Annotated in this window: 15 protein-coding genes; 7 read left to right on the forward strand and 8 right to left on the reverse strand. The window is 65.8% G+C overall.

The window, feature by feature from the left end:
* Positions 1-191 precede the first annotated feature (191 nt).
* The 8 genes from SR3_RS26675 to pspA form a co-directional block, all read right to left on the reverse strand.
* Positions 192-605, reverse strand: a complete 414-nt coding sequence (locus tag SR3_RS26675; protein ID WP_068093209.1) for a SufE family protein — start codon at positions 603-605, stop codon at positions 192-194.
* 62 nt (positions 606-667) lie between these two features.
* The gene (locus tag SR3_RS26680; RefSeq protein WP_068093212.1) at positions 668-925 is read right to left on the reverse strand and encodes a hypothetical protein; all 258 of its coding nucleotides are present in this window, start codon (positions 923-925) and stop codon (positions 668-670) included.
* A gap of 61 nt (positions 926-986) precedes the next feature.
* Positions 987-1304: a hypothetical protein gene (locus tag SR3_RS26685; RefSeq protein ID WP_068093176.1), complete on the reverse strand. Its 318-nt coding sequence runs from the start codon at positions 1302-1304 to the stop codon at positions 987-989.
* Positions 1305-1336: 32 nt separating this feature from the next.
* Positions 1337-1609, reverse strand: coding sequence for a hypothetical protein (locus SR3_RS26690; RefSeq protein ID WP_068093179.1), 273 nt, complete (start codon positions 1607-1609; stop codon positions 1337-1339).
* Between the two features lie 27 nt (positions 1610-1636).
* The gene (locus SR3_RS26695) at positions 1637-1927 is read right to left on the reverse strand and encodes a hypothetical protein (protein WP_174549203.1); all 291 of its coding nucleotides are present in this window, start codon (positions 1925-1927) and stop codon (positions 1637-1639) included.
* Between the two features lie 36 nt (positions 1928-1963).
* Positions 1964-2341, reverse strand: a complete 378-nt coding sequence (pspC, locus tag SR3_RS26700) for an envelope stress response membrane protein PspC (protein ID WP_068093184.1) — start codon at positions 2339-2341, stop codon at positions 1964-1966.
* Positions 2338-2682: an envelope stress response membrane protein PspB gene (pspB, locus tag SR3_RS26705; protein WP_084455953.1), complete on the reverse strand. Its 345-nt coding sequence runs from the start codon at positions 2680-2682 to the stop codon at positions 2338-2340. The genes pspC and pspB overlap by 4 nt, the downstream gene beginning before the upstream one ends.
* A gap of 4 nt (positions 2683-2686) precedes the next feature.
* Positions 2687-3586, reverse strand: coding sequence for a phage shock protein PspA (pspA, locus tag SR3_RS26710; protein ID WP_407668216.1), 900 nt, complete (start codon positions 3584-3586; stop codon positions 2687-2689).
* Positions 3587-3795: 209 nt separating this feature from the next.
* On the opposite strand from pspA, the gene pspF reads away from it, so the two are divergent.
* The 7 genes from pspF (at position 3796) to infB (ending at position 12168) form a co-directional block, all read left to right on the forward strand.
* Entirely contained in the window at positions 3796-4827 is a 1032-nt protein-coding gene (gene pspF / locus SR3_RS26715) for a phage shock protein operon transcriptional activator (RefSeq protein ID WP_068093186.1), read from the forward strand.
* Positions 4828-5003: 176 nt separating this feature from the next.
* Positions 5004-5720, forward strand: a complete 717-nt coding sequence (locus SR3_RS26720) for a ParA family protein (RefSeq protein WP_068093190.1) — start codon at positions 5004-5006, stop codon at positions 5718-5720.
* A gap of 8 nt (positions 5721-5728) precedes the next feature.
* The gene (locus SR3_RS26725) at positions 5729-6139 is read left to right on the forward strand and encodes a hypothetical protein (RefSeq protein WP_157099136.1); all 411 of its coding nucleotides are present in this window, start codon (positions 5729-5731) and stop codon (positions 6137-6139) included.
* Positions 6140-6300: 161 nt separating this feature from the next.
* The gene (rimP, locus tag SR3_RS26730; RefSeq protein WP_068093197.1) at positions 6301-6882 is read left to right on the forward strand and encodes a ribosome maturation protein RimP; all 582 of its coding nucleotides are present in this window, start codon (positions 6301-6303) and stop codon (positions 6880-6882) included.
* A gap of 3 nt (positions 6883-6885) precedes the next feature.
* Positions 6886-8538, forward strand: a complete 1653-nt coding sequence (gene nusA / locus SR3_RS26735; protein ID WP_068093201.1) for a transcription termination factor NusA — start codon at positions 6886-6888, stop codon at positions 8536-8538.
* Entirely contained in the window at positions 8519-9469 is a 951-nt protein-coding gene (locus SR3_RS26740; protein WP_084455954.1) for a DUF448 domain-containing protein, read from the forward strand. Before nusA ends, SR3_RS26740 begins: the two co-directional genes overlap by 20 nt.
* A gap of 17 nt (positions 9470-9486) precedes the next feature.
* Positions 9487-12168 (forward strand): translation initiation factor IF-2, encoded by a 2682-nt coding sequence (gene infB / locus SR3_RS26745; protein ID WP_068093207.1) that lies wholly within the window; start codon positions 9487-9489, stop codon positions 12166-12168.
* The last annotated feature ends 99 nt before the right edge of the window (positions 12169-12267 follow it).

Genomic DNA, 12267 nt, shown 5'->3' on the forward strand with positions numbered 1-12267 from the left:
GCGGGGCGCGGAAATGGCGCGCCCGGCCTCTCCACCTAGGTAACGAAAAGGCGCCGCAGGCAGAAAGCCCCGGCGCCTTTCTATCGTTTAAAAGCCTGCGGCGCGGCGACCTTGCCCTATGGCCGAACCCGAAGCGCCAAGGCCGACAAGTAAAGGGAGCGCGAGGGCGATGGCCCTCGCATTCACCTTCTTCAGACTTTACCTGAAATCCGCCCCGCATGCTGCTTGATCAGCGCGATCATATTCGGCACGCCTTGCGTGCGATTGCTGGAAAGCTGGTTCTTCAGATCGAACGGCTCCAAAGCCGCCGCAATATCCATATCGGCCACCTCGTCAGCGGGGCGATCCTGCACCGCGGCCAGCACCAGGGCGATGATGCCCTTGGTGATGGCGGCGTTGGAGTCGGCCAGAAAGGTCAGCGTTCCGGCGTTTCCGGGCACGGGGTAGACCCAGACGCTGGCCGAGCAGCCGCGCACCAGCGTGGCGTCGGTTTTCAGCGCTTCGGGCATGGGGGGCAGGCTGCGGCCGAGGTCGATCAGCAGACGATAGCGTTCGTCGGCGTCGAGGAAGTCATATTCCTCATGGATATCGGCGATGGTGCGCAAGTCGGTCATGCCGGGGCCGATAGCGCGCCTTGCAGCTCAAATCCATCGGGCAAATCCATCCTTCAGAGATCAACCCCGGAGGCAATGGCCTCCAGCTTGCGGATGCGTTCTTTCAGATCGGCCAGTTCGATGCGCGCGGCCGTGGCCGGGCCGACATCCGGCTCGAAGGTATCGTGAGCAACAGGCCCGGCGCGCAGGTCCAGCTCGCGCGATTTGAGCGAGAGCCAGCCCTGCCAGCCTTTCAGCGCGGCGGCGGTCAGCATGGCCAGCGCCAGCAGGGCGGCAAGGGCGATGGTCGGCACGATATGCGGAGCCATCATGATGGGGGCGGTGACAAGCGGTTCCATGGCGAATGTTCCCGGTTGCGGAAAAGGGCGGGCGTCAGTCTCTCAGCGCGTCGATCTGCGCGGCGAGCTGGCGAGCGGGGGTCTGGCGGGCCTCGTCAGTGGCGATGCGTTCGAGGACGCGGATGCGCTCCTTCAGCTCGGCCACCTCGCGGGCGTGGTCGCAGCCCATGTCGCGGGCGTGCGATCCGGCCATGGCTTCCATCTCGGTGAGGTGATGGCCGCGCAGGCGGGGATCGAAACCGCGCTCGGCGGCGATGCGGGCCATCTTGCGGCGGTGATGCATGGCGATCCAGAAGATGCCGACGCCGGTCCACATGAAGGGGGCCAGGGCATGGGTGAACTCGTGAAACATGGCGGCGTTCCTTGAGGGTGAAGGGGGAAGGCTCAGCGCAGGCGCTCGATCTCGTCGGAAAGATCGCGGCTCTTGCGTTCGTCGGTGATGATGCGTTCCAGCACGCGGACACGCTCGCGCAGTTCCTCGACCTCGCGGCGCAAGGCCGGGTCCGCCTGCGGGGCGACGGGGGTGATCGAGCGCGGGTTGCCTTCATGATCGAAGGTGACGCTGTGGCGACCGCCGCGCGTGAGGAAGCTGGCTTGCACCACGCGGGCAACCGCGACCACGACAACGATGACGACGATGGATTCGGCCCAGTTCATGGGAAGGCTCCGTTGAGGGAAGGGGGCTTAGTGGTCGGTGCGGGGCGGGGGCGGCAGGGGGCTTTCCTCACGCCGCAAGGCCTCGATCTGGGTGGAGAGATCATAGCCGCGATCGGTCACGATCCGCTCCAGCACGCGCACCCTCGCTTCGAGTTCGGCGGTGTGCTGGGCATATTGCGCAGCTTTTTCCGCAGAAAGGGTGGTGGCGGTGTTGATCTGGATTTCGGCGATCTTCTGCCGGTGGCGGGTCCAGATCGCGCTGATCGGGATGCACATGGCCACGATCGGGATGAAGGCTCCGATTTCGGCGGTACTCATGATGAAATTCCCCCGGTTGTTTCTTTGGCGCTTGGCTTAGCGCAGCTTTTCGATTTCGTCGGACAGACGCGGGTTGGAGGAGACGTAATAGGCCTCCACGGCGGCCAGGCGGCGGTCGATGTCACGGAAGTCGGCGCGGACCTCGCGGGCGGTGCGGCTGGGCGACTGGCGCACGCCCTGCCAGAATTTCTCTTCCTGCCGGTCGGCATACATGCCGCTGGGCTTGTTCTCGGCCAGGATGCCGAGTGCCAGATAGGCCATGAAGACCACCCCGCCCGACAGCCACATCAGCACCAGCATGCCGATCCGGGCCCACAGGATGTCGATCCCGGTGTAGTCGGCAATCCCGGCGCACACGCCCATGAACTTGCCGTTGGCCTTGTCCTTGTAGAACTTTGTGCGGAGCGAGTTCACCGGCGGTTCCTTTCGAATTGGCCGCGAAGGCGGTCGATGCCTTCGGAAACTTCGTTGATGGCGTTGTGGGCGGAATGCTGATCGAGCGAGCGATCAATCGGATGGTTGGCCAGCGGCGTGCCGGGCTGGAAATCGGGATGGTCGCTGGCGACCAGACGTTCCACGGTTTCCATCCGGTCGCTCAGGCGACGGGCGAGCTGATAGAGTTCCTCCAGCAGGGCCTCGTCGCCATTGGTGAGGGTGGCGGCGGTCTTCCACTTGGTGATGTAATGCAGCACCACCCAGGGCAGGCCGACGAAGATCGAGCCAAGGGCGACGACGGGGACGACGACATCCTCCATCGCCTTATCCTTCCTTGCCGGTGTTGAGCGCGCGCTTCATGGCTTCCAGCTCCTCATCCACCTTGTCGCCCGAGGCGAGGGCGGCGATTTCGTCGGCCAGCGTCTGCTTGTTCGATCCGTCCGCAAGGCTAAGCGCATCGGCGCGGCCCTCGGCGTAATCGACGCGGCGTTCCAGCGCATCGAAGCGGGCCATGGCCTCGTCCACCCGCTCGCTGGCCAGCAGCGTGCGCAGCTTGACGCGGTTCTCGGCGCTTTCCAGGCGGGCGGCGATGGCCGTCTGGCGGCTGCGGGCCTCGCGCAGGCGGGTCTGCAGCTTTTCGATGTCGGCCTCATAGGCGCGCAGGCTGTCGTCCAGCACCGAAATCTCGTGGTTCAGCTGGTCGGCCATGTCGCCGGCCTTGCGCTTTTCCACCAGAGCGGCGCGGGCCAGATCCTCGCGGTCCTTGGAGAGGGCGAGCTGGGCCTTTTCCGCCCAGTCGGCCTGCAGCCGGTCCAGCTTCATGCCGTGGCGGCGCATTTCCTTCTGGTCGGCGATGGTGCGGGCGGCGCTGGCGCGCACCTCGACCAGCGTTTCCTCCATTTCGACGATGATCATGCGGATCATCTTCGAGGGGTCTTCCGCCTTGTCGAGCAGGTCGGAGAAGTTGGCGGCGATGATATCGCGGGTGCGGGAAAAGATGCTCACGGGCATGGCTCCGTTCAAAGAAGAATTTTGCGACAGGAGGCGCAACTTTTCGACCTCGCTGTCAAGCCGAAACCGGCGTGTCGGCTGCGGCGCAGGGCTGGGGTGGACCGAAGCGCGCTGGAAATCCGCCGGCTGAGGTGAGCGACCGGGGGTGGAGGCGCGCTTCGGTCCGGACTCGAAACCGGCAGCAACGAGCGGGGCCGAGGCGGGCAGGGGCATGTCCGGCTGGGCACCCGCGCCGTTCAGGGGCGCTTCCGGGTCGAGAGGGCTGAAGTGGTTCATAGCTGTGTCCTGTTGGATGCCAGGGTAACAGCAAAGCGCGTGCCAAATGCGCAAAAGCCCGGAAATCCGCCATTCTGCTCATGGGTGGGGCGGTGGGGTGATAGGAAATCTTGCCAAGGCTTGGGGAAATATGCCAATCTTTCGCCATGGCAAGTCTGGGCAACCGCGAAGCGCAATTCATCGGCCAATCCGGCGCCTTCCTCGACGCCATGGAGCGGGCCAGTCGCGCCGCCCCCCTGCGCCGCCCGGTGCTGGTGATCGGCGAGCGCGGCACTGGCAAGGAATTGATCGCAGAACGCCTCCACCGCCTCTCCACGCGCTGGGACGAGCCGCTGATTACCCTCAACTGCGCCGCCATGCCCGAGACGCTGATCGAGGCGGAACTCTTCGGCCATGAGGCGGGGGCCTTCACCGGCGCCACCCGCGCCCGCGCCGGGCGTTTCGAGGAGGCCGATCGCGGCACGCTGTTTCTCGATGAGCTGGGCACGCTGTCGATGGGCGCTCAGGAGCGTCTGCTGCGCGCGGTGGAATATGGCGAGGTGACGCGCATCGGCTCCTCGCGCCCGCTGCGCGTCGATGTGCGGATCGTGGCCGCCACCAATGAGGATCTGCCGCGCATGGCCACGCAGGGCAAGTTCCGTGCGGACTTGCTGGATCGCCTCAGCTTCGAGGTGATCACCCTGCCGCCCCTGCGCGCCCGCGCCGGAGACGTGCCTGTGCTGGCCGAGCATTTCGCCCGCCGCATGGCTTCGGAACTGGGCTGGGAGCGCTGGCCCGGCTTTGCCTCTGGTGTGCTGCGCGCCATGGAGCGCTACGGCTGGCCCGGCAATGTGCGCGAACTGCGCAATGTGGTGGAGCGCGCCGTCTACCGCTGGGACAATCAGGCCGAGCCAGTGGCGGATATCACCTTCGATCCCTTCGAGAGCCCGTGGAAGCCCAGCCAGTCCCTGCGCGCTGCCGAGCCCGAAGGCGGGGATGAGGGGGCTGCCTCAACGCTGCCCGCCTTGCCCGAGGCCATTGCCGTCACCGATCTGCGCGGGGCGGTCGATGCCCATGAGAAATGCATCATCGAGGGCGCTCTGGCGGGCAACCGCTTCAACCAGCGGCAGACGGCCAAGGCTTTGGGGCTGACTTACGATCAGCTGCGGCATTCGATGAAGAAGCACGGGTTGTTGTAGGGGAAAAGATAAAGCAGGGGGGCATTACCCCCTGCACCCCCTTTACTGTCTTGACCTGTTTGTCATCGCCACGTCGTTTTTGGGTGCTTGGGAGGCCGCTTTGTTGCCTGCGGCGCCGGGGGTTGCCTTTCGCGTGATGCGCGGGCACCCCTGCGGGTGACATACAGGAGACGTCGATGGGCAAGGTGATCGCGGTCTACAGCATGAAGGGTGGCGTCGGGAAATCCTCGCTGGCCGTCAATCTGGCCTTCGAGGCGGCCCGCACCGGCAAGGCGCTGCTGTGGGATGTCGATGCTCAGGGTGCCGCCTCCTTTCTGCTGGGGCAGGTCAGTGGCGGGAAGGCGATGAAAATCTTCTCCCGCGATGTCGATCCCGCCGATGTGGTCGAGCAGACGGCTCATGTCGGGCTGGATCTGATCGCGGCGGATCTCTCGCTGCGCCACCTCGATGCCGAGCTGGCTGAGGTCGGCCCCAAGCGGCTGCACAAATTGCTCTCTCGCGTGGCCGATGATTACGATTGGGTGGTGCTGGATTGCCCGCCGGGGCTGGGGACGCTGTCTGAGCAGATTTTCCGCGCCGCTGATGTGCTTGTGGTGCCGGTGCTGCCCGCCCCGCTGGCGCTGCGCACGCTGGAACAGGTGCGCGAACGCCTGACCGAGGTGCGCGGCAAGAAGGCCCCACCGATGCTGCCCATCCTTTCCATGGTGGACCGCCGCAAGGCGCTGCACCGCGAGATGGTGGAAGAGCATGGCGGCTGGCCCGCGATTCCCCACGCCAGCGTGGTGGAAAAGATGGGGCTGGAGCGCGCACCTCTGAATACCTTCGCGCCCAAAAGCCCGGCGACCAAGGCGGTGCGCGCCGTGTGGGAGCAGGTGCTGGGGGCTGTTGGTTGAGGGCACAGTTGGAGGTCGTTCGCACAGGCATTGCTGTCGCTTTGAGCGGCCTGTGCGGCGTGATCACTTCAACGGTCGGATTCTCAATTTTCCTTTGTCTTCCGGGCCAACCTTGCGCACATTTTCCGAGTTTGGCTGATATGGCGGGGCTTGCGGAACTGGTGGGCTTTGAGGCGGTATGCCTTATGCTCGGGTTGTGGGTGATCGGTTTTCCTGTTGCGTGGCTTATAGGGCGCAAGGCTGCGGATTGGTGGGTGGCTCCGATGATGATGGCCTTGGGGAGTCTGGTCATCGGGTTCGTGTCGAGAGGTTTGGCGATTGGCGCGATTTTCGGCGCTCCAACCGGCTTCTGGTGGTGGTTTTTCTACCGCCGCGTTCTTCTGCGCCGCGCCGCATTATCGCTGGAAGGGCAAAACTGACCCCGCCACCCCCTTGCCATTTGCTGCAACCGCGCGTATATGGCCAATCAATCCCGACATCGTGACGCTTTGCCGGGCTGGCGCCGAAAGGGGCCGGCAAGCAAAGCTGTTGCCGTTTGGGGCCTTCACATCAAACTCCTGCTGGAGCAACCGGAGCTTACATGGCGGATATCGCGCGCATCACCGAGATTATCGAACCCGAGGTCAAGGCTCTGGGATTCGATCTCGTCCGTGTGCGCCTGTTCGGCAAGAGCGAGGTTGGTGACGAGGAGCACACGCTCCAGATCATGGCCGAGCGCCCCGATACCGGCCAGCTCATTATGGACGATTGCGTCACGCTGTCGCACCGCATCTCCGACCGGATCGATGCGCTGGAAGAAGCGGGCGAGACGCTGATCCACGAGGCCTATCGCCTTGAAGTGTCCTCGCCGGGCATCGACCGTCCGCTGACGCGTTTGAAGGATTACGCCAACTGGGTGGGGCATGAGGCGCGCATCACGCTGCTCGTCCCCGTCGATGGCAACCGCAAGAGCATCCAGGGCGAACTGGTCGCGCTGGAGGGCGAGGTGATCACGCTCGACGAAAAGAAGTCGGGCAAGGTGACCTTCCCCTTCGCGGATGTAGAATTTGCCAAGCTGGTCTTCACCGACAAGCTGCTGGCGGCCACCAAGCCGATCGACATGGGCGACGCCGACGACATCGACGACGCCGAAGACGCTGATAACGAAGCACAGGAAGACTAAGCCATGGCCAGTGCGATTTCCGCCAACCGCGCCGAACTGCTTGCGATTGCCACCGCCGTCGCCACCGAGAAGATGATCGACAAGTCGATCGTCATCGAGGCGATGGAAGAAGCCATCCAGAAGTCCGCCCGCAACCGCTATGGCGCCGAGAATGACATTCGCGCCAAGCTCGATCCGCGCACCGGCGATCTGCGTCTGTGGCGCGTGGTCGAGGTGGTCGAGGTGGTCGAGGATTACTTCAAGCAGGTTGACCTGAAGCAGGCCGAGAAGCTGCAGAAGGGCGCCGCTGTCGGTGACTTCATCGTCGATCCGCTGCCCCCGGTGGACCTTGGCCGCATCGACGCGCAGAGCGCCAAGCAGGTCATCTTCCAGAAGGTGCGCGACGCCGAGCGTGACCGCCAGTATGCCGAGTTCAAGGACCGCGCCGGCGAAGTCGTGACGGGCGTGATCAAGTCGGTCGAGTTCGGCCATGTGATCGTCAACCTCGGCCGCGCCGAGGGTGTGATCCGCCGCGACCAGCAGATCCCGCGCGAAGCCGTCCGCGTCGGCGAGCGTGTCCGCGCGCTGATCCTCAAGGTCGAGCGCCAGAACCGTGGTCCGCAGATCTTCCTCTCGCGCGCCCATCCCGAGTTCATGAAGAAGCTCTTCGCGCAGGAAGTGCCCGAAATCTACGATGCCATCATCGAGATCAAGGCCGCTGCCCGCGATCCGGGCTCGCGCGCCAAGATCGGCGTCATCAGCCGTGACTCGTCCATCGATCCGGTCGGCGCCTGCGTCGGCATGAAGGGCAGCCGCGTGCAGGCCGTCGTGCAGGAGCTGCAGGGCGAAAAGATCGACATCATTCCCTGGAGCGAGGACACCGCGACGTTTGTGGTGAACGCCCTCCAGCCCGCCACCGTCAGCCGCGTGGTGATCGATGAGGAAGAAGGCCGCATCGAGGTGGTGGTGCCTGACGATCAGCTGTCGCTGGCGATTGGCCGCCGCGGTCAGAACGTGCGTCTGGCCAGCCAGCTGACCGGTCGCCAGATCGACATCATGACCGAGGCCGAGGCGAGCGAGAAGCGCCAGAAGGAATTCGCCGAGAAGTCCAAGATGTTCGAGGAAGAGCTCGACGTCGATGAGACGCTCTCGCAGCTGCTGGTGGCCGAAGGCTTCAGCGAGCTCGAAGAGGTCGCCTACATCGAGCTGGCCGAGCTGGCCACCATCGAGGGCTTCGACGAGGAGCTGGCCGAGGAACTCCAGAACCGCGCCAATGAAGCGCTGGAGCGCCGCGAGGAAGCTGCCCGCGAGTTGCGCCGCGAACTGGGCGTGGAAGACGCGCTGGCCGAACTGCCGCATCTGACCGAGGCCATGCTGGTCACGCTGGGCAAGGCGGGGATCAAGACGCTCGACGATCTGGCCGATCTGGCCACCGACGAGCTGATCGCCAAGAAGCGCGGCGTGGAACAGCGCCGCCGCAACAAGGATGGCGACCGTCCCGAGCGCAACGACCGCCGCGACCGTGGCGAGAAGTCGGAAGGCGCCGCTGGCGGCGTTCTGGGCGAATATGGCCTGAACGAGGAACAGGGTAACGAGATCATCATGGCCGCCCGTGCCCACTGGTTCGACGAAGAGCCCGCAAGCGAGGAGGCCGCCGATGCGGACACCTCGCAATGATCGCCTGAGCGACAAGGATGACGTGACGCAGACCGGGCGCGAGAAGACGCCCGGCCGCGAAACCAAATCCGGGAAGCGCCAGACGCTTCGCGACACGCAGCGCAAACAGGCTGACGGGGCGACAAGCCCCGAACGCCGTTGCATCCTTTCGGGCGAGCATGAGGCCCGCGATGGGCTGATCCGTCTGGCGATCTCGCCCGATGGTGTGGTTCTGCCCGATGTTCTGGCGCGTGCGCCGGGGCGCGGGGCATGGATCGGCGTTACCCGCAGCGAGCTTGAGGCCGCCATGGCCAAGGGCAAGCTGAAGGGCGCGCTGGCGCGGGCCTTCAAGGGTGCGGCTTTGTCCATCCCCGAGGATCTGCCCGGCATGATCGAGGGCGCGCTGATCCGCGCCGTCACCGATCGGCTGGGGCTGGAGATGCGCAGCGGGAAGCTGCTCACCGGGTCTGACAGGATTGCCGAACATGCGCGCGGCGGCATGGTGACATGGCTCGCCCATGCCGCCGATGCCGCGCCCGATGGCAGCCGCAAGCTGGATCAGGCCTGGCGCGTGGGCCGCGAGGCGGAGGGCAGCGGTTTGACCGGCGTCACCTTACCTCTGGACCGGGCGGCGCTGTCTGTGGCATTGGGCCGCGAGAATGTCGTCCATCTGGCGCTGACGGAGTCGTCCGCGGCCAAACGGCTGGACGTGCCGCTATCGCGACTACTCCATTTCCTGAGCCGACCAGACGATGTCGGCCCGCCGGGTTTAACCGACGGTAGCAAGCCGGATAACACTGGCGACGGCAATTCGGGTGATCCCGATGCCGGGCCGGGTGACACCGGCCAGATTGACGAACCGGGACCGCCCGGGGCTGTTGGTCACGACGAAGAAGGTCATGCGCCGGGTGAAACCCAGCGTTCGGCCATGACCACGACGATACAAGACTGAAGGGCTGTTTGACGATTATGAGCGACACCGACAACAAACCGACACTGGGCCGCAAGCCGCTGGGGCTGAAGCACTCGGTGGAAGCGGGCGAAGTCAAGCAGACCTTCAGCCATGGCCGCACCAACAAGGTGGTGGTCGAGGTGAAGCGCCGCAAGGTGCTGGGCGGTCGCCCCGATGGCGGCGCTCAGCATGCCGCGCCCGAAACCGCGGCGCCCGCCGCCGCCCCGGCGCCTGCTGCTCCGGCGCCCGCCGCTGCGGCGCCTGCGCCTGCCGCGCCCCGTGCGGCTGCTCCCGCGCCTCAGGCCCAGCGCCCGGCGCCCGCGCCTGCCCGCCCGGCTCCGCGTCCCATTCCCAGCAATGAGACCCGCCAGGAAATGCAGGCCCGCCTGCTGCGTGAGGCTGAGGAAGCCCGCATGCAGATGATGGAGGCCCAGAGCCGCCGCGAGCAGGAAGAGCGCCAGCGCGCTATCGAGGAAGAACAGCGCGCAAGGGCCGCTGCCGAAGCCGCCCGCGCCGCCGAGGCCGCCAAGCCCGCGCCTGTCGCCGAGCCCGAGCCGGTCAAGGCCGCCGAGCCCGTCGCTGCCGCCCCCGCTCCGGTGGAGGCCAAGGCTGCCCCGGTTCAGGAAGCGCCTGCCGCTGCTGCTCCCGCCGCCGAGGCTCCCCGCGCTGCCGCGCCTGCCGCCGCTGCCCCCGCGCCGCGTCGTTTCACCCCGGTGGTGTCCGCTCCGGTGCGTCGTCCCGAAGCCACGCCTGCCAAGAAGCCTGCCGCTCCCTCGCGTGACCGCAAGGGCGCCGATGAGCGTCGCGGCGGCAAGCTGACCGTGACCCGCGCCCTGAACGAGGATGAGGGCGCCCGCGCCCGCAGCCTCGCTGCTCTGAAGCGTGCGCGTGAGAAGGAGCGTCGCGCTCACTTCTCGGGCCAGAACCAGGTGCGTGAGAAGCAGGTCCGTGACGTGGTGGTGCCCGAGGCGATCACCGTGCAGGAACTGGCCAACCGTATGGCTGAAAAGGCCGCCGATCTGGTCAAGGCGCTCTTCAAGATGGGCGTGATGGTCACGCTGAACCACACCATCGATCAGGACACCGCCGAGTTGCTGGTCGAGGAGTTCGGCCACAACATCCAGCGCGTGTCCGAGAATGACGTCGATATTGACGCGACCGCCGATGTGGATGCCGAGGAAACGCTCAAGCCGCGTGCCCCGGTCGTCACCATCATGGGCCACGTCGACCACGGCAAGACCAGCCTGCTCGACGCGCTGCGCGGCACCGATGTGGTGCGCGGCGAGGCCGGCGGCATCACGCAGCATATCGGCGCCTATCAGATCAAGACCAAGGGCGGTGATCTCATCACCTTCCTCGATACGCCGGGCCACGAAGCCTTCACCGACATGCGTATGCGCGGTGCCAACATCACCGACATCGTGGTGCTGGTGGTGGCCGCCGATGACGGCATCATGCCCCAGACCATCGAGGCGATCCGCCACACCCGCGCGGCGGGCGTGCCGATGATCGTGGCGATCACCAAGGCCGACAAGCCCGAGGCCAACGCCCAGCGCATCCGCGAGCGTCTGCTCGAGCACGAGGTCGTGGTCGAGGAGATGTCGGGTGACGTGCAGGATGTGGAAGTGTCTTCCAAGACCGGCGCGGGCCTGCCCGAGCTGATCGAGAAGATCCTGCTGCAGGCCGAACTGCTCGAACTGCGCGCCAACCCCGATCGCGCCGCCGAGGCGACCGTGATCGAGGCCAAGCTCGACAAGGGCAAGGGTCCGCTGGCCACCGTGCTGATCACGCGCGGCACGCTCAAGGTGGGTGACATTCTGGTGGTGGGCACCCAGTCGGGCCGCGTCCGCGCGATGCTCGACGACAAGGGCCGCCAGCTCAAGGCCGCTCCGCCCGCCCTGCCGGTCGAGGTGCTGGGTCTGGGCGGCGTGCCCATGGCCGGCGACACGCTGACCGTGGTGGACAGCGAAGCCCGCGCCCGCGAGGTTGCCGCCTTCCGTCAGGAACAGGCCACCGCCAAGCGCACCACCACCGCGCCCGCCAGCCTGGAGAACATGTTCTCCGCGCTGAAGGCCAAGGAAGCGGTGATCGAATACCCTGTCGTGGTGAAGGCCGACGTGCAGGGCTCGGTGGAAGCCATTGTCAATGCGCTGACCCGCCTGTCGAACGACGAGATCAAACTGCGCGTGCTCTCCAGCGGCGTGGGCGCGATCACCGAAAGCGACGTCAATCTGGCGGCGGCGTCCAACGCGCCGATCATCGGCTTCAACGTGCGCCCCAATGCCAAGGCGCGCGAGATCGTCGACCGCTTCAAGGTCCGCACCAAGTATTTCGACGTGATCTATCACCTGACCGAGGACATTTCGAAGGAAATGGCCGGCGTCTGGGGTCCGGAGCGCATCGAAACCGTGGTGGGCCGCGCCGAGGTCAAGGATGTGTTCCCCGCAGGCAAGCACAACAAGGCTGCCGGTCTGCTGGTGGTCGAGGGCTATATCCGCAAGGGTCTGCATACCCGCCTGACGCGCAACGACGTGATTGTGTCGAAGACGGTCGTGGCCTCGCTGCGTCGCTTCAAGGACGATGTCGCCGAAGTGCGCGTGGGCCTGGAATGCGGCGTGGTGCTGGAAGGCACCAACGATGTGAAGCCCGGCGATATGCTGGAGACCTTCGAGGTCGAGATGCGCGAGCGCACGCTCTAAGCATCGCAGCTTCGGTTCAAACGAAAAGGGCGGCCCGCAAAGGCCGCCCTTTTTGTGTTCAGGCTTCATAAGGTGCCGGGCGAAAGCGGGGGGGGGGGG

The sequence above is a fragment of the Novosphingobium rosa NBRC 15208 genome, from assembly GCF_001598555.1.
GTDB lineage: Bacteria > Pseudomonadota > Alphaproteobacteria > Sphingomonadales > Sphingomonadaceae > Novosphingobium > Novosphingobium rosa.

What these genes read in the sequence shown, in the direction of transcription:
- SR3_RS26680 (WP_068093212.1), bottom strand. Translation starts at nt 925, where the DNA reads ATGATGGCTCCGCATATCGTGCCGACCATCGCCCTTGCCGCCCTGCTG.
- SR3_RS26685 (WP_068093176.1), bottom strand. Translation starts at nt 1,304, where the DNA reads ATGTTTCACGAGTTCACCCATGCCCTGGCCCCCTTCATGTGGACCGGC.
- SR3_RS26690 (WP_068093179.1), bottom strand. Translation starts at nt 1,609, where the DNA reads ATGAACTGGGCCGAATCCATCGTCGTCATCGTTGTCGTGGTCGCGGTT.
- SR3_RS26695 (WP_174549203.1), bottom strand. Translation starts at nt 1,927, where the DNA reads ATGAGTACCGCCGAAATCGGAGCCTTCATCCCGATCGTGGCCATGTGC.
- pspB (WP_084455953.1), bottom strand. Translation starts at nt 2,682, where the DNA reads ATGGAGGATGTCGTCGTCCCCGTCGTCGCCCTTGGCTCGATCTTCGTC.
- pspA (WP_407668216.1), bottom strand. Translation starts at nt 3,586, where the DNA reads ATGCCCCTGCCCGCCTCGGCCCCGCTCGTTGCTGCCGGTTTCGAGTCC.
- pspF (WP_068093186.1), top strand. Translation starts at nt 3,796, where the DNA reads ATGGCAAGTCTGGGCAACCGCGAAGCGCAATTCATCGGCCAATCCGGC.
- SR3_RS26720 (WP_068093190.1), top strand. Translation starts at nt 5,004, where the DNA reads ATGGGCAAGGTGATCGCGGTCTACAGCATGAAGGGTGGCGTCGGGAAA.
- rimP (WP_068093197.1), top strand. Translation starts at nt 6,301, where the DNA reads ATGGCGGATATCGCGCGCATCACCGAGATTATCGAACCCGAGGTCAAG.
- nusA (WP_068093201.1), top strand. Translation starts at nt 6,886, where the DNA reads ATGGCCAGTGCGATTTCCGCCAACCGCGCCGAACTGCTTGCGATTGCC.
- SR3_RS26740 (WP_084455954.1), top strand. Translation starts at nt 8,519, where the DNA reads ATGCGGACACCTCGCAATGATCGCCTGAGCGACAAGGATGACGTGACG.
- infB (WP_068093207.1), top strand. Translation starts at nt 9,487, where the DNA reads ATGAGCGACACCGACAACAAACCGACACTGGGCCGCAAGCCGCTGGGG.